General features: G+C 60.0%; 21 protein-coding genes. 9 read left to right on the top strand and 12 right to left on the bottom strand.

Translation table 11 applies throughout. The features are described from left to right. Nucleotides 1-123 precede the first annotated feature (123 nt). Nucleotides 124-651 (top strand): DUF7344 domain-containing protein, encoded by a 528-nt coding sequence (locus tag ACN2TU_RS03070; RefSeq protein ID WP_435152858.1) that lies wholly within the window; start codon nucleotides 124-126, stop codon nucleotides 649-651. Here the strand turns inward: ACN2TU_RS03070 and ACN2TU_RS03065 are convergent. From ACN2TU_RS03065 to ACN2TU_RS03045, 5 genes are read right to left on the bottom strand one after another with little or no spacing between them, the layout of a single operon-like run. Further along, nucleotides 648-1406, bottom strand: coding sequence for a proteasome assembly chaperone family protein (locus ACN2TU_RS03065; RefSeq protein ID WP_435152856.1), 759 nt, complete (start codon nucleotides 1404-1406; stop codon nucleotides 648-650). The two genes, ACN2TU_RS03070 and ACN2TU_RS03065, sit on opposite strands and share 4 nt — an antisense overlap. A gap of 5 nt (nucleotides 1407-1411) precedes the next feature. After that, nucleotides 1412-1594 (bottom strand): RNA-protein complex protein Nop10, encoded by a 183-nt coding sequence (locus tag ACN2TU_RS03060; protein WP_435152854.1) that lies wholly within the window; start codon nucleotides 1592-1594, stop codon nucleotides 1412-1414. Continuing rightward, complete coding sequence (locus ACN2TU_RS03055; RefSeq protein ID WP_435152852.1) at nucleotides 1591-2391, bottom strand: translation initiation factor IF-2 subunit alpha; 801 nt, start codon at nucleotides 2389-2391, stop codon at nucleotides 1591-1593. The genes ACN2TU_RS03060 and ACN2TU_RS03055 overlap by 4 nt, the downstream gene beginning before the upstream one ends. After that, nucleotides 2388-2561 carry a 30S ribosomal protein S27e gene (locus ACN2TU_RS03050; protein ID WP_076428182.1) on the bottom strand — a complete coding sequence of 58 codons (174 nt, stop codon included), beginning with the start codon at nucleotides 2559-2561 and terminating at the stop codon, nucleotides 2388-2390. The genes ACN2TU_RS03055 and ACN2TU_RS03050 overlap by 4 nt, the downstream gene beginning before the upstream one ends. A 4-nt stretch (nucleotides 2562-2565) precedes the next feature. Continuing rightward, a complete protein-coding gene (locus tag ACN2TU_RS03045) occupies nucleotides 2566-2847 on the bottom strand; it encodes a 50S ribosomal protein L44e (RefSeq protein ID WP_435152850.1) in 282 nt (93 codons plus the stop codon). Nucleotides 2848-3017: 170 nt separating this feature from the next. Between ACN2TU_RS03045 and ACN2TU_RS03040 the strand changes: the two genes are divergently transcribed. From ACN2TU_RS03040 to ACN2TU_RS03020, 5 genes are all read left to right on the top strand, one after another. Next, a complete protein-coding gene (locus ACN2TU_RS03040) occupies nucleotides 3018-3923 on the top strand; it encodes a twin-arginine translocation signal domain-containing protein (RefSeq protein WP_435152848.1) in 906 nt (301 codons plus the stop codon). Between the two features lie 117 nt (nucleotides 3924-4040). Further along, a complete protein-coding gene (locus ACN2TU_RS03035) occupies nucleotides 4041-4940 on the top strand; it encodes an alpha/beta hydrolase (protein ID WP_435152846.1) in 900 nt (299 codons plus the stop codon). 66 nt (nucleotides 4941-5006) lie between these two features. Then, nucleotides 5007-5273 carry an HAH_0734 family protein gene (locus ACN2TU_RS03030; protein WP_435152845.1) on the top strand — a complete coding sequence of 89 codons (267 nt, stop codon included), beginning with the start codon at nucleotides 5007-5009 and terminating at the stop codon, nucleotides 5271-5273. Between the two features lie 303 nt (nucleotides 5274-5576). Further along, nucleotides 5577-6743, top strand: a complete 1167-nt coding sequence (locus ACN2TU_RS03025) for a thiolase domain-containing protein (protein WP_435152844.1) — start codon at nucleotides 5577-5579, stop codon at nucleotides 6741-6743. Then, nucleotides 6740-7111, top strand: coding sequence for a Zn-ribbon domain-containing OB-fold protein (locus ACN2TU_RS03020; protein ID WP_435152843.1), 372 nt, complete (start codon nucleotides 6740-6742; stop codon nucleotides 7109-7111). Before ACN2TU_RS03025 ends, ACN2TU_RS03020 begins: the two co-directional genes overlap by 4 nt. Here the strand turns inward: ACN2TU_RS03020 and ACN2TU_RS03015 are convergent. The 3 genes from ACN2TU_RS03015 to ACN2TU_RS03005 are packed head-to-tail and all read right to left on the bottom strand — an operon-like array spanning nucleotide 7088 to nucleotide 9496. Continuing rightward, the gene (locus ACN2TU_RS03015) at nucleotides 7088-8026 is read right to left on the bottom strand and encodes an alpha/beta fold hydrolase (RefSeq protein WP_435152841.1); all 939 of its coding nucleotides are present in this window, start codon (nucleotides 8024-8026) and stop codon (nucleotides 7088-7090) included. The two genes, ACN2TU_RS03020 and ACN2TU_RS03015, sit on opposite strands and share 24 nt — an antisense overlap. A 58-nt stretch (nucleotides 8027-8084) precedes the next feature. After that, complete coding sequence (gene meaB, locus ACN2TU_RS03010) at nucleotides 8085-9083, bottom strand: methylmalonyl Co-A mutase-associated GTPase MeaB (protein WP_435152840.1); 999 nt, start codon at nucleotides 9081-9083, stop codon at nucleotides 8085-8087. Further along, nucleotides 9080-9496 carry a cobalamin B12-binding domain-containing protein gene (locus tag ACN2TU_RS03005; protein WP_435152839.1) on the bottom strand — a complete coding sequence of 139 codons (417 nt, stop codon included), beginning with the start codon at nucleotides 9494-9496 and terminating at the stop codon, nucleotides 9080-9082. Before ACN2TU_RS03005 ends, meaB begins: the two co-directional genes overlap by 4 nt. A gap of 500 nt (nucleotides 9497-9996) precedes the next feature. Here ACN2TU_RS03005 and ACN2TU_RS03000 point away from each other — a divergent pair, with 500 nt between their 5' ends. The 3 genes from ACN2TU_RS03000 (at nucleotide 9997) to ACN2TU_RS02990 (ending at nucleotide 11741) form a co-directional block, all read left to right on the top strand. Then, a complete protein-coding gene (locus tag ACN2TU_RS03000) occupies nucleotides 9997-10584 on the top strand; it encodes a DUF420 domain-containing protein (RefSeq protein WP_435152837.1) in 588 nt (195 codons plus the stop codon). A 63-nt stretch (nucleotides 10585-10647) separates the two neighbouring features. After that, nucleotides 10648-11190, top strand: a complete 543-nt coding sequence (locus tag ACN2TU_RS02995) for a hypothetical protein (protein WP_435152836.1) — start codon at nucleotides 10648-10650, stop codon at nucleotides 11188-11190. Beyond that, nucleotides 11187-11741, top strand: a complete 555-nt coding sequence (locus ACN2TU_RS02990; protein WP_435152834.1) for a hypothetical protein — start codon at nucleotides 11187-11189, stop codon at nucleotides 11739-11741. Before ACN2TU_RS02995 ends, ACN2TU_RS02990 begins: the two co-directional genes overlap by 4 nt. A gap of 13 nt (nucleotides 11742-11754) precedes the next feature. Here the strand turns inward: ACN2TU_RS02990 and ACN2TU_RS02985 are convergent, their stop codons facing one another. From ACN2TU_RS02985 to cyoE, 4 genes are read right to left on the bottom strand one after another with little or no spacing between them, the layout of a single operon-like run. Beyond that, on the bottom strand, nucleotides 11755-12555 hold the full coding sequence (locus tag ACN2TU_RS02985; RefSeq protein WP_435152832.1) for an ABC transporter permease: 801 nt from the start codon (nucleotides 12553-12555) through the stop codon (nucleotides 11755-11757). After that, a complete protein-coding gene (locus ACN2TU_RS02980) occupies nucleotides 12552-13490 on the bottom strand; it encodes an ABC transporter ATP-binding protein (protein ID WP_435152830.1) in 939 nt (312 codons plus the stop codon). Before ACN2TU_RS02980 ends, ACN2TU_RS02985 begins: the two co-directional genes overlap by 4 nt. Before the next feature lie 43 nt (nucleotides 13491-13533). Beyond that, nucleotides 13534-14196, bottom strand: coding sequence for a DUF7546 family protein (locus ACN2TU_RS02975; RefSeq protein ID WP_435152829.1), 663 nt, complete (start codon nucleotides 14194-14196; stop codon nucleotides 13534-13536). Continuing rightward, on the bottom strand, nucleotides 14193-15572 hold the full coding sequence (gene cyoE, locus ACN2TU_RS02970; RefSeq protein WP_435153638.1) for a heme o synthase: 1380 nt from the start codon (nucleotides 15570-15572) through the stop codon (nucleotides 14193-14195). The genes ACN2TU_RS02975 and cyoE overlap by 4 nt, the downstream gene beginning before the upstream one ends. Nucleotides 15573-15631 lie beyond the last annotated feature (59 nt).

Below are 15631 nucleotides of genomic sequence, written 5' to 3'. Positions count from 1 at the left end.
CTACTCAAATATTTGGTAACAATGACAAAGTTAATACCTCACAGATTATTATCTATATGAACGACGAACTCTGACGAGAATTCAAACAACACTCCCCGAAAGACGCCACAATAGTCCCCTGCCATGAAACTCACCGACCCGGAGACGGAACAGGAACTCGACGAGAGTCAGATTCACAACGTCTTACGGAACGATAGACGGCGAGAAGCCATTCGACATCTTCGGGAGTCCGGCGGGTCGCTGACCGTCGATGACCTCGCGGAGCATATAGCGACGCTGGAAACTGACGAGTCGCCGGCACCACGGAACGTCAGAAAGAGCGTCTACGTCTCGCTCCACCAGACTCACCTCCCGAAGTTGGACGACCTCGGTATCGTCGAGTACGACCAACGGTCGAAAGAACTCACCCTCAAAGACCGAGTCCGAGAGGTCGAGGTGTATATGGAAATCGTCCCCCAACACGACGTTTCGTGGGCGACGTACTATCTCGGTCTGGGACTGTTGGAATCCATCGTTCTGCTCGCGGCGGAGTTCGAGTTGTTCTCGGTTCGAATGCTCGACTTCGAATTCTGGACGTGGTTTTTCCTCACGTTGTTCGTCGCCTCCGCACTGTACCACGTGTACAGAGGGCAGGAAAAATCGCTGTTTTAACCGATGTACCGAAGGTCGTCGTCGGTCGCGACCGCGCTCTGCTGTGCTTCCATCTCCTCGATTTTCCCAACGACTTCCTCCATCTCCTCGGCGCGGTCTTCGAGCGAGCCGAAATCGACCTCGAACCCGAGCACGTCCTGTAGTACTTCGAGTACCGACTGTGCACTCTTCGGGTCAACGAGATAGCCGCTCGTCTCGCCCATCAGACAGGCGGATTCGATACCTCGTCGCCCACCGAGGCCGAGAAGGAGTCCACTCGTCCCGACGATACCGCCCGCGGGTTCGTCCTCTCGGAACTCGACATCCACGTCTTCGAGTTCCGCGACGAACTCGGCGGTCGTCGCCGCGCCCAACACGGCGTACTCCTCGATGAGTTCGCCCGTCGGAACCCCACCGAGCGCGAAGATGCGTTCGACGCCGAACTCCGCGGCGATATCGAGAAACGCATTCGTGAGACGATAATGACCCGCGTTGTCCTGTGCCTGATAGTCTCCCGTGAGCACGAGCACGTCTTGACCGTCGAGCGTCAGTGCGTAGAGTTCGACACAGACCAACTCGGTCGTACCGTCATCCTCGACGCTCACCTGCGGGGGCAGATATTCGGAGTACACTCGTCGGACGAGTTCGCTCTCTTTCTCCTCAAGCAGATGTTCAGCGACGAGTTTCCCGACGTGGCCGACGCCCGGCAATCCTTCGATAAGAACTGGCGACTCTAGCGTCGGATCCGCGACTACTTCGATGTCAACTTCGTCCATGTGATTTAGTCGCGGGCGCGTCGCTTAAGAGCGCGTCGGTACTCGCCGTAAGGGTCAGCCGGGTCGAACGGAGCGGGTGCACTGTTTACAGCGTCTGCTCCACACTCCGGGCAGGTCGCAGAAAGGGTGTACACCGGACGGTCGTGTTCTACCTCCCACGCAGAACACAGCCGGATGTCGGATCTCATTCGTCGTCAGTGTGTCGCTCGCGGTGGAAATCGGCGGTGCCGCCGACCTCTTCCATGGCGACTTCGGCGCGGGCGACGCTCTCTTCGAGTTGTGCCTCCGCGGTTTTGTAGTTCGGCGCGCGAACTTTGATTCGGTACTCGGGCGCACCCACGTAAGTTACGTCGAGTTCGACTTCGTCGGGAATGTCGCCGTTTCCTTCGGCAGCTTTCAACGCCTCTTTGATGCCGTCAACGCCGTCTTTCCCCGGACTTCGGAGATCGACGTAGCCGGTTACGTTGACGTACGGAACGGAGACGTTCTCACGAGCAGTCTCGACGAGGGCATCGATTTCCTCATCGGAGAGTTCGGTGGTTTCGAGCGCCTCCGAACCGTGGATGGCAGCCTGTTCGAACCCGTCGTAGATGCTTCCGAACTCGGCGTAGAGTTCGTTTGCGACCTGTGTATACTTCTCGTCGGTCATCTCCTCGCCGAAGGCGAGGGACATCCACTTGTCGGCCTTCTGCTCGTTCTTCCAGTCCTGGATCTTGTCGCTTCGCTGGTGTTCGTTAACGTCCTTGATAGAGAGATCTATCTGCTGTGACCCCTCGTCGACATCGAACACCTTACAGACGACCGTTTGGCCTTCGCTGACGTGGTCGCGGACGTTCTTGATCCAGCCGCTGGCGACCTCGCTGACGTGGACGAGTCCACGTTTGTCCTCGTACTCTTCGAGGTCGATGAAGACCCCGAAATCCTCTATCTCATCGACCTTACCGACGACGAGTTCGCCAGGTTCGGGCCAGCCACTGTATTTCATCGGGATGCTACTGTCTCTGTAACGTCGCCGTCGATTTCAGCCTTGCCGCCGGTTGGCGAGGCGAGGCGGTGACCGCAGACGACGCAGTTGACTTCGCTCGCGGCCTTGCTGAAGACCGTCTGTTCGTTCTCGCAATCCGGGCACTGAACCGTGTAGAAGTTTCCTGCCATGATTTTACTCCTGGAATTCGAGTCGGCCAGCTCGCCATCCCTGACGGAGATGGGCTTTGCCACACTCGCTGCAACGGTATTTGAGGTCGGTTTTCTTCGTCGGTTTGTCCCCACCGGGAACTTTGGAGAAGCCACCAGCGTTACCGATGACGGCTTTACCGCGCTTCTGCTGGCGGGCGTCCCACTTCATTCCGGTTCGACGACCGGTTCGAACTTTCTCGACTTCGTGTTCGTGATGGGAATGGCAATGCGGACAGTACGTGTTAAAGCGTCGTGGCATCTGCATAGATATCGACCTTACGGACGACTTGCGCCCCGGTGCTTAAAACCCGTTTGGTTTCGAATCCGATAGCACGAGTTCGTGACTATATATCCATCCGTATGAGATAATTTCATTCTATTACAAAAATAAAAGTTTATAAGCTATTATAGTGGATGATTATGGTTGTAGTTACCATGACAAACGTTAATCGACGGCGATTTCTCAAGCAGACAGGCGTTGCGGCGACCGGACTCACGACACTCGGCGTGGGGAGTGTGAGTGGACAGCGATACGGAATTCCGATCGTATCCACGCGCGGCCATTTCAACGACGACGGAAACCTCGTCGCGAGCGAGACACAGACGAGTTACGATACGACGGGCGACGTTCCAGGCGTCGATACTTCGCACGTGAACGACCTGACGGTGTTCATCCACGGGTGGCACAAAAAAGGAGACAACCCCGAACAGGACGCGAAGGACAAGTTTCTCTCGGCGAAAAACAACCTCGAAGCCGCCGGATACAACGGCACCGTCATCGGCTACTCGTGGGACAATGACGTGAACAGCGGCAGCGCCGACTTCGGTTGGGGAACCGCACAGGACGTTGCGCAGAAAAACGGCGTGAAACTTGCGCAGTTCGCAGTGTATCTCAAATACTACTGCCCGAACGCGACACTTCGATTCGCCAGTCATTCGCTCGGCGCGCAGGTGTTGTTGAGTTCGCTTCGCTCCCTCGACGTGACTTCGTGGTGGAACGACAACGGCCACGAGGTGTACTCGACGCACATCCTCGGCGGTGCGACGGACAACGAGGCACCGACGCAAGAGTGGATCGACACCTACAACGCCATCACCAACCAGACGGCGGCGACGTTCAACTACCACAGCCACGAGGACGACGTGCTCCAGTGGGTGTACAACTCCTTCGAATTCGACCAAGCACTCGGCGAGACGGGCTACGAGAGCGGTAACACGCCCGCACCGAACTACAACGAGTTCGACGTGACTTCACAGGTCGGCAACAACCATTCGGGTTATCTCGACAACCTCGGCGACGACGTCGTCTACCACATGAACAACGTCCCGTCCTACGACTGATCGCGGGGTAACTGACCGCACAGCGGTCATATCGCTTATTACCGGCGCACGAACCGCATCCGACGGCATCGACTCACCAAACGACTGGCGAATACACGACTACACCACGGACAAACCATGACACGATTCACCCGCAGACAGTATTTGAAAAGTACAGCAGTGACAACCGCCGGAATCGGCCTTCTCGGAACCGCCGGACTCGCATCGGCACACGGTTATTCGGTCATCTCGACGAGAGGCCACTACAACGGCGACGGTGACCTCAATTCCGGCTACTCGAAATTCGACTACGAGACCAACGGGACTGTCCCCGGCCAGGACACCGCCTGCGCCGACGAGTTGACGATTCACGTTCACGGCTACGATAACGACGAGAAGGGCGCGCTGAACAACTTCGACGAAGCCTACCATAATCTGACCGGCGCGGGCTACGGCGGCGAAGTCGCCGGGTTCTCGTGGGACTCGAACGCCCCGAGCAAGTACGACCCGGGCGACTGGGGCGGGTTTGGTACCGGTCAAGAAATTGCGCAGAAGAACGGCTACGCCCTCGCACAGTTCGCGCTCAACTACAAGACGTGGTGTCCGAACAGCGACTTTCGAATCACGTGCCACTCCCTCGGTGCGCAGGTCGTGCTGAACGCACTCCGCATCCTCGACCGGAGTGCCGACTGGGACGACCCCTACTATCGGCTCTCTAGTGTTCACTTCCTCGGCGCGGCACAGGACAACGAAGCGCCGACGAAGGAATGGTCTGAGACCTACTACGCCATCCTGAACGAAACCGTCGCCACGTTCAACTACCACAGCGACGACGATAGCACGCTCCAGAACCTCTACTGGCCACGAGAGTTTGACCGCGCACTCGGTGAAACGGGCTACGAGGACGGAAACGAAGTTCCGGGTAACTACAATGAGTTCGGCGTGACTTCGCAGGTCGGGTCGAACCATTCGAGCTACATGGTCAACTGTGCGGACGAAATCGTCTATCACATGGCCAACGACTCCTCGTACAGCTAATCCGCATCGAACCCCTGCGTGTCACCCTTCGAAGCGCTTAATTGACCGCCTTCCGAATCGTCGGGTATGAAGCGGCTCATCATCCACGGGGACCCCGGCATTCGCAAGAACGCCATCATCGAATACGACGACGAAGAACAGGTCTGCTTCTCCATCAGCCGACAGGGCGACTGGCACGGTCCGGACGAACCCCAGCTTTGGTGTGTCATCGGAACCGAGGACGAGCGCGAGGACTTCCAGACGCGAAACTACGTCCCACACTGGCTCGACACGGAGGCAATCGACGCCGGAGCTGTCGAAGTCGTCAAACACGCGGACGACCTCGCGGTCTAACGCGACGCAACTCTGCGGGCACGGGTTCTTCTCTCGATTTCTATACCGTAGTTTCGACGTTCTATTTCGATTCGTGCCGTTAGTGTGGCACACGATGGACTCGCGTTCGCGTCACTCGTGGGAACGTAAAAATATATTTTTCACTCGAAAACTGTTCCAGTTCGAACATTCATGAAAGAGGAACCGATTCAAAACTAAACATTCGGTCAGTCATATGCGAGAGATACCGGACGAAACCCAGCGAATTTCGCCTTGAAATCGAAAGGAGTGGCTTTCTTAACCGCGCCGGTCGTAGGTTCAGTCATGACAGGCGTTCGGATTGCGGGAGTCGGGTTAACCCACTTCGGGAATCATCCCGAGCGAACGGGCAGAGACCTCTTCGCCGAAGCGAGCGAACACGCGTTCGCGGACAGCGGCGTCTCCCACGACGACATCGAAGCACTCTACTACGGTAATTTCATGGGCGAACTGGCCGAGCATCAGGGCCACCAGGGGCCGCTGATGGCCGAGGCCGCAGGGGTTCGCGCACCCGCCACGCGCTACGAAAGCGCGTGTGCATCCAGCGGGGTCGCGATTCGGCAGGCGGTCAAAGACGTTCGAAACGGCGAGGCCGACGCCCTGCTCGTTGGTGGCGCGGAGCGAATGAACAACCTCGGAACGGCGGGGACGACGGAAGCCCTCGCCATCGCGGCGGACGACCTCTACGAGGTTCGGGCTGGAATGACGTTCCCCGGTGCCTACGCGCTGATGGCGCGCGCCTACTTCGAGCAGTACGGTGGTTCCCGTGAGGATTTGGCCCATATCGCGGTCAAAAACCACGAGCACGCCCTGCCGAACGAACACGCCCAGTTCCAGAACGAAATCAGCGTCGAGCAGGCACTCGACGCGCCGATGATTGCGGAGCCGCTCGGCCTGTTCGACGCCTGTCCGATTACAGACGGGGCGTCCGCAGTCGTCCTCATCAGCGACGAGTACGCCGAGGAACATGGCCTCGATGCGCCGGTTTCCATCACGGGAACCGGACAGGGCGGCGACCGAATGGCGCTTCAGGGCCGCGACTATCTCGCGCGCTCGCCCGCCGCGGAGGAGGCCGCAGAAGAGGCCTACGCCGAGGCAGGCATAGACGCGGGTGACGTGGACGTGGCGGAAGTCCACGACTGTTTCACCATCGCGGAAGTCCTCGCGCTCGAAGCGCTCGACTTCTACGCGCCCGGTGAAGGAATCGGTGCGGCCCGCCGCGGCGAAACGACCCGCGATGGCGAGCGTCCAGTCAACCTCTCTGGCGGCCTGAAGGCGAAGGGTCACCCTGTCGGTGCCACCGGCACGAGCCAACTGGTCGAGATGACGCGAATCCTACGCGGAGACCACCCGAACAGCGATGCCGTGCCGGACGCGAAAACCGGCGTGACCCACAACGCGGGTGGCACGGTCGCGAGTGCGACTGTCCACGTTCTGGAGGTCCAAGAATGAGCAACCACGAGAACGCGGGCTACGACGAATGGCTCGACGCGATTGCCGAGGGCGAGGCGTACTTCCTCGAATGTGCAAACGGCCACGGGTCGCTTCCCCCGCGTCGAATCTGTCCGGAATGTGGCGAAACAGACCTCGAAGCGACGGTGCTTCCCGAGATCGGAACCGTCGAAACGTACACCGTCGTTCACGTTCCGGCACCATCGTTCGCGGAGGATGCACCGTACACCACCGCGGTCGTCGATTTCGGCCAGGTTCGACTGACAGGCGTGGCTGACGACGACGTGGAGGTCGGCACCGAAGTTTCGGTAAAAATCAGCGAATCGGAAACGACCGGCGACCGACTACTGCGGTTCGAGCGGCGCTAGTTCGTCGAACAGCACGTCCAAGAACGGACCGGGATGTTCGACGTGTGGGAGGAGTCGCGCTTCATCGAAGACGATGAGGCGGGTATCGCCTTCGTCCGCGAGTGTCTGCCCGTCTTCGAGGGGCGTGACTTTTGCGTCCCGACCCCAGACCAGCGTAACTGGCACGTCCACCTGTGCGAGTTCGTCACCGAGGTCGATATCCGGGTTCAGATACCCCGAAACGAACGATGCAGGTGCGAACCGCGCGCCGGGTTGGTGGGCGGTTTGCCATTCGAATTCTACGTCCTTCTCGGTGTACGACGCTTCGCTGAAGTAGCCGTCGCGCTCGTTGAACCGGCGAATCGAACGTTTGCTGGCGAGGGCGTTGAACAGCGCAGTGCCGACGAGCGGCGAGCGCAAAAGCGCGCGAAGCCATCCCCGTCGCGGCCCGGTATCGGCGGTCGGGCAGATGAGTTCCAGCCGTGAGAACGCGTCCGTCTCGTTTTGAACGACTGTAGCATAAGCACCCGACAGCGACGACGCCAGACAGATTGCATCGTCCGTCATGTCTTCAGCGAAATCCGTGACGAACGAGGTGTAAAGCGTTGCCGAGTAGTCGACCGGTGGACGCGAGGAACGACCGAATCCGGGCAAGTCGGGCGCAATAACGTGGTACTGGGTCGCGAGTTGCTGGAAGATCCGCTCGAACTCCTTGTTCGTGCCGGCGGCGTGCAGTCCGTGAAGGAGAAGCACGTCGGGGTTGTCCGGGTCGCCCGCCTCGGTGTAGGCGATGTCGAACCCCTTCCACCGGTAAGTTCCCTGGTAGCCGTCCAGCGGTGAGTCGAGGGGTTCTGCACGCTGGGAAAGCGTATTGTTAACGAGCGCGGCCAGTCCGATTCCGCCTGCCGTCGCTGTGGCGAGTCGTCGGAGGTTCATACGTAGAAAAGCGAGCCGGATTGGTTTATCCGTTGTGCCGGATTTCGGTCGTGTTCGGTCAGTCGTGGAGACAGTTTTCGATGGGTGTGATTACGTCGGCTGCGACGGTGTAGGGGTCGGTCTCCCGTTCGTGGACGGCTTCGACCAGTTCGGCGATGCCGCCCTGTGCCTCGATTTCCTCGGCGATGAGTCGGTTGGCATCCTCGCGCAGGAGCGCTCGGATTTCTTCGGCGTAGCGCGTTCGAGCCTTCGCTTCGAGCATCCCGGTTTGTTCGAGCAGTTCGTGGTGTTCGTCGAGCAACTCCACGAACTCCGCGACACCGTCTCCTTCCTTCGCAATCGTCTCGATGACGTCTGGCGTCCAGTTGTACCCCTCGACGTCGTCCGCGAATTCGGGCGTCGGTTCGTGTCCGCGCATGTGAATCATCTCCTTGAGGTCGGACACCGCGCGGTCTGCACCAGGGAGGTCTGCCTTGTTCACGACGAACACGTCGGCGATTTCGAGGATGCCCGCCTTGAGCATCTGGACGTTATCCCCGCTTTCGGGCGGCACCAGCACCGCGACCGTGTCCGCGGTTTTCACGATATCGATTTCGTTTTGCCCGGCACCGACCGTCTCCACGATAATTTTGTCCTTGCCGAAGGCGTCGAGGGCTTTTACCGCATCCGTCGTCGCGGTCGAGAGACCGCCGAGACTGCCGCGGGCGCTCATCGACCGGAAAAAGACGTCCATGTCGCCGACGTTGCTGGCCATGCGAATCCGGTCGCCGAGGACGGCCCCGCCGGTAAAGGGCGAGGATGGGTCGATTGCGATGACGCCCACCGTCTCGCCCCGGTCACGGTAGTAGTTCGCCACCTTGTCCACGAGGGTCGATTTCCCTGCCCCTGGACTGCCGGTGATGCCGATAACGTCGGCACTCCCGGTGTGGCCGTGGAGCGCCGAGACGAGGTCACGGTAGCCCGGATCGCGGTTTTCGATCTTCGTGATGACGCGGGCGAGTGCGCGGTGTTTGCCGTCGAGGAGGTCGTCCAACAGGTCGGCGTGCTTCGCGCTCATCGTTCGGGCGCGTTTTCGCGGACGAACTGAATAGTCTCTTCCATCGGCGTGCCCGGACCGAACACCTCCGCGACGCCGAGTTCTTTGAGTTCTTCTTTGTCGTCGTCGGGGACGACACCGCCGACGAGGATGAGGGTGTCACCAAAGGCGTCGTACTCTTTGAGGCCGTCGATGATTTTCGGGACGAGCGTGTCGTGTGCGCCCGAGAGAATCGAGATTCCGAGGACGTTCACGTCCTCTTGGACGGCGGCCTGTACGATTTCGTCAGGGGCGTTGTGAAGTCCCGAGTAGATAACTTCGAACCCGGCGTCGCGGAAGGCGCGGGCGATGACGTGTGCGCCGCGGTCGTGACCGTCGAGGCCGACCTTTGCGACGAGACAGCGAACCGACTGCGATTCCTGATCTGCGCTCATACACCACCCTTCCCCGCGTTCGGGTTTCACTTTAACGGAAATGCATGAGAAACCGAAATTGTTTAAGCGCAAGTCGGGTTGAATGGCTGGATGATACACAGATTTCGTGCAGGGTGAACAAATAGTCATGGCTCGAATTTGAAAAACGAAAGTGGCGCGCGCTGGTACAGGCCTGAGGATTTCACCTCCGAAGGCCTGTGCTGACAGCGTGCGAGGTCTTCGTGAGCGAACGCGAGCGAATGGCTCGTCGGGGATTGCCTCCGACAGTGGATGACTGAAACGAGCGAAGCGAGTGAGGAAATCGGTTGGGGCGGGTGTGGCTGTCGCGGTGCGGTGGCGGTTATTTGTTGTCGGCAGTTGCTAACTGCAGGTCTGTTGCAGTATCCATTACCACCAATTCAACAGTCACTGCCAACACTCCAGCACCACCATTCCACCGACGAAAACCCGCTCGACGTAGAAGCGAAGGCACCTTACCCCACCAATCCTAATCACGACGCATGGCCACGGCGGACGCACGACAGCGCGCGCGGGAGAGTCCGGTAAAGGTGACAGCAGTGCTTTCGGCAGTCGGGTACGTGCTCGTCCTCGGCACATTTGCCGGTGTCATTCCGATTTACCCGGACATCAGCATCGGTACGGTGAATCTGCTCTCGGATGCCATCGCAGTCGTCAACAGCGTGGCGACGGTTTCGCTCGTTCTCGGTTGGTACTGGATTCGTAAGGGGGACGTCAAAAAACACCGCGCCGCGATGCTGACCTCGTTCGGTCTCATCATCGTCTTCCTCGTCCTCTATCTGACGAAAGTCGGCGGGGCGGGCGGCGAGAAACACATCCTCGTGGATGGATTTCCGTACTACGCCTACCTCATCATGCTCGCGGTGCACATTGTCCTCTCGGTGGTGTCGGTGCCGGTCGTGTTGTTCGCCCTTGTCCTCGGTCTCACCCATACCCCCGCCGAACTGAAGCAGACGGCCCACCCCAAAGTCGGGCGAATCGCGGCCTCGGCGTGGATCGTCTCGCTCGTCCTCGGCGTCGTCACTTACGTGATGTTAAATCACATCTACCACTGGGAAATCCCGGCGTGACGCGGCACTTTTTCTCGATTTTTCAGCAATTTTAAACCCCTAGACGGCGTCGTTTTTTTTCTGATGCAGAACGAGTGGAGCGTTCGAACCGAACGGGGAATGCTTTCGGTACGCGACTGTTACTTACGGGTTCGGACGACTCCTGCGAGCGTTCTCAAGGGGTTGCACCGCCAGAAATGGCAACAGGCGAGTGTCCTCCGACGCGGACTGTTTCTTTTTTCAATCGTCGGAACTGGATGGAGTGTGGAGCGACTGCTTCGAACGACACAGGGTGGTGTCCCGGACGAGCTGATCCCGTTCGTGCTCCTTTGGGGTGGATTCGCGTTCATGACACTGGGCTTTTTGAGAGACTTACAGGGCCGAAACGTGCGAATTCCGGTTCGCACCATTTCGGATGTACAGCGGAGCTCCGACGAACAGACCCTCCGCGTGACGCACACTACATCGGAGACAACCGGAGAAACGGAAATCGAGTTCCTCTCAGCATCGAACGTCGAAAAAGCGGTCGAACAGCTTCGATACACGGGTGTCCGTGTTTCGGGGTCGGACACAGACGAGTCGCTATCGACGGCGAACAGCAGGACAAGGATGGAACGTGAGAGATGACGAGCCGTGATGGGGTGCCGACACAGAGTGGGACGCTCAGCATCCAGAGCGGCGAGCTTCGCGTTCGGACGACACCCCGGGGCATCATCCGATCCCAGTATCTCGACAATTGGAAGGGGAAAGATAGGCTGCAGAAGGGATGGTTTCTCTTCTCGAATCTCTTCGCGACGATAACGTTCGGACAGATTCTCAATGACTGGCTCGGGTTCTCCGGCGGACTGGTCTCCGTGGGGTTTCTCCTTTCCGGCGTTCTCGTCCATTTCATAGCTGGCGGATTGCGATTTGTGAACAAACGGTTTCGAAGTGGTATCTCGATTCCGCTCAGAACCATCCGGAAAGCCGAGCACAAAAGCGACCCGAAGAAACTCGAAGTCGTCCATGGCGAGCTCGAGGACGTCGAGACCACGGAAATCGAGTTTCCGACCGAATCCGACGCGGAGCAAGCAATCGAACTGCTCCGCTGGAAAGGGATTCGAATCGGCGAACTCGGAACCGAAAAAGCGAATCTCCGCGCCGAAATCGACCAGGAATTGGAAACGGAGATGAATTGAAACCCCTACCGAGCTAATCCGTCTGCGGAATCGCACGTGCCCCGGCGGCGAAAAACGCTACCGACAGCACCGCGAGCACGACCAGATTGAGTTCCCACCCGTTCAGCGGACTTGACATACCGACCACCGCTATCGAAGGAGCATCGTAGGTCAAATCCCGAACACCGCGGGCGAAGTAGGTTAGCGGCGAGAGGTTCATCACCGGCCTGAACCACTCCGGCAGGAGGTTCGGCGTGACGAACGTGTTCGAGAGGAACAGGAGCGGAAGGGCAATCGCGTTGCTCGCCGCGATGACGCCGTCCTGTGACCCCGCGAAACTTCCCAGAAGTGCCCCAACGCCGCAGAACAGTGCCACTCCGAGCGCGATGAAGATGGCGACCAGCGGCAACACGGCGACCGAGATGCCCGCGTTCGTCACAAGCGCCATCAGCGCGAGGATGATGATACCCGCTAAGCCGATGATGACGACGTTGACGAGCGTGTGCGCCAGCAACCATTCCGCGCGGGTGAGCGGCGTGGTCGCCAACTTCTCGTATCGGTTCGACTCGCGGTGGCGAGACACCGAACTGCCGACGCGCGAGAGGGGAGTGAACAGCACGACGACAGCGAGATACCCCGGCAGATAGTACGCTGGCGGTTCGGCGAAGAGGCCGCCGCCCGTCCCGCCATCTCCCGGGTTCGTCTTTACCAGCACCGCGAAGATGAGGATGAGGATGACCGGGAAGAAGAACGTGAAGAAAACGGCAGTGCGCCGTCGGAGGAACGACCGCCACGCCGCCCCCGCTTCCGAACGTACCCGTCCGATCGAGGTCATTGGTCGCCTCCCGCAATCGCTGGCTGTCCCGCCTTTCGAGTTACTTCGGGGCCGAGCGACGCACCCGTCAGTCGGAGATACACGTCCTCCAAGTCGGGTTCCGTCCACGTCAGTGCCTCGTATTCGATACCGCGGTCGTTCAGCTCGGCGACGACATCGCCGATATCGGCGGGCGTAACCCCGTCGAACACCAACCCTGAATCGGTCTCCTCTATCGTGAACCGCGTTTCGATAGCGGTTCGCCGCGCGTCGGTTTCGACCACGAGTCGACTTTCGCCGCCGTGGTCTGCGATAAGTGCGTCAGGAGTGCCGACGGCGACGAGTTCGCCGTCGGCCAGCAGCCCGACGCGGTCTGCGAGGCGTTCGGCTTCGGCCATGTAGTGAGTCGTCAGGAAAACTGTCGTTCCACCCGCGGCGAGATCTTCGACCAGCGACCAGAGCGCGCGCCGTCCGGCGGGGTCGATACCCGTCGTCGGTTCGTCCAGAAAGAGCACGTCCGGGTCGTTGACGAGCGTGGCCGCGACGCAGGCGCGGCGCTGCTGGCCGCCGGAAAGGTTCTCGTACCAGGTGTCGCCGGTATCCGCGAGTCCGACGTCGTCGAGCGCGTCGTCCGGGTCGCGTGACTCGTCGTACAGACCGGCGTAGTAGCGGACGAGTTCCCGCGCGGAGAGTCGTGCCGGTGGGTCGAACGACTGCGGAAGCAAGCCAACCCGTGACTTGTCGGCGACGGCGGGCGACCCACCGAGGACGGACACGCGACCCTCGTCGGGTGTGGTCGTTCCCGTCAGCGACCGAATGAGGGTTGTTTTTCCCGCGCCGTTCGGCCCGATGAGCGCGAACACTTCGCCTGCACCGACCGAGAGCGAGACGCCGTCCAACGCGACGGTGTCGCCGTATCGCTTTCGAAGGTTCTCGGCGACGAGTGTGTCGGTCATATGCGGAGGTTACGCTCGTTCGCAGGTAAGGAGTTCGATTCGTTCACCGAATCGTTGGACGCCAGTACAGCAGGGCGACAGTAACGACGAACACGGCGGTCGAAATATCGTAGGAACCCGATGCGACCATCGTCGCGAGTCCAGACCCTGCCCCGGTGATACCCGTGACGAGGGAGGCGACGACGGGCCACGTGCAACTCACGCACGAGAACAGGCCGAGGATGCCCGAAATCGCCGACCCCGCCGCATCCAACACGGTGGCATAGACGAGATATGCGAGGGCGAGATACCCAATCAGTTTGAACGGAAGGATCGACAGACGAAGCAAGTCGCCGTGATAGAGGAGTGCTGGTCCCCAGCCCGGCGGAAGCCACGAAATTCGAAACACACCCGATGGCATCCCCGGCATCGAGTGACCCGGACCGAACAGGCCACCGACGTAGGCGAGGATGAGGAAGTACATGATCGCGACGACGATACCGACGAGTCGGTCGCGGTCGTTTCGCGCGATTGGGTTCGTCTTCCAGACCGCGAACAGGGCGACGTTTATCCAGATGAACGGATAGAGGAGGTACCGAATCTCACCCGTCGTATAGTTCGACGTGGTGAAATACAATAAGAGCAAGAACAGTTCGGCGTTCAGCACTGCCGCTCCCCACAACAACGTTTCGCCACTTGGTCGGAATCGCGCGAACTGCGTGCTCATAGGACGAGTGCGTCGGCGACGATTGCGACGAGGAGCGACCCGAGGTAGGCGTTCGAGGCGTGGAACGCACGGAAGGCCGCCTGTTCGTCGCGGTCGTTGTGTAGCTGTACGACCGCCAGCAGGAAAACGGCACCGAAAACGACCGTCGTGGCCGCGTACAGCCAACTCAGCGTCGTCACGGTCGCGAGACCGCCCGCCGCGAGCAGGGTTGCGCCCAACCACAGCAGGATGTGTTTTCGAGTTTCAGCCTCCCCGCGGACGACAGGCATCATGGGGAAGCCCCCGCGTGCGTAATCGTCCTTGTACGCCAGCGCAAGGTTGTAGAAGTGTGCTGGCGTCCAGAGGAAGATGACGCCTGCAAGCACCAGCGCCGGAAGACCGACATCGTTCGTCACGGCGGCCCAACCGATGAGCGCCGGGAGCGACCCCGCGAGTCCACCGATAACCGTGTTCTGCACCGTGTTGGGTTTCAACAGGAGTGTATAGACGACGCTGTAGAATACGATAGCCGTCAGGCCGAACACGGCGACGAGGAGGTTCACTGAGAGGAAGACGACGAGCGAAGCGAGCGACAGCAGGACGCCGAACGCCACCGCGTTTCGAATCGGGATTTGGGACGTTGCAGCGGGACGGTCTGCGGTGCGGTTCATCCGTTTATCAACGTCGCGTTCGAGGATGTGATTGAACGTCCCGCTCGCGCCGATGGAGAGGACACCACCCGTGAGTGTCGCGACGACGGTTTCGATTTCGAGATTCGGTCCCGCCGCGAGCGCCATGCCTGCCGAGGCGACGAGACACAGGAGCCACATCAGCCGTGGCTTCATCAGTCGGAAGTAGGCGTAGGCGGTCGCTTTGATGCCCGAAAGCGCTTGTGCATCGGGCGAAACGTCCACGGGTTTCTGTTCGATACCCATCTCGACCGGACCGTCCTTCGTCTCCGGTTCGAGCGTCCACGCGAGCGCGAGGACGATACCGGTGAAGATACCCATTCCGATGACGAGGTGAGTGGCAGTGAGAACTGTCGTTATCGGTGTCGTAGCCGCCAGCGCGCCGAGACCGACCTGTACCGGATACAGCACTGCGGCGACGGCGAGTGAGAGTTGAACGCGTTTGCGCGAGTCGCGGAGCCACGCGAACAACGTCGTGGCGAGCAGAAGCACGCCGACGACGAGCGCGACGACGCGGTGTCCCCACGCGATTGCGAGTTTTGGGTCGTCCAAGGGGACGACCCAGCGGCCGTTGCAGGCGGGCCACGTCGGGCAGGCGGTCGCGGCGTCGGTGAGCGACGTTGTCGCCCCGACGACGACGAGCAGATAGACGCCGACAGCAGTCGCTGTCAGCGCGCGTTCGAACCGACGTGAAGAGAGACCCTGCAATGCCACCGTTGTCCGACGGTTACGGCCCCGCGTACTTAGACCATCCGACTTCCCACGAC

The organism is Haladaptatus marinus (genome assembly GCF_051194195.1).
This window is presented reverse-complemented; position numbering and strand designations above follow the sequence as displayed.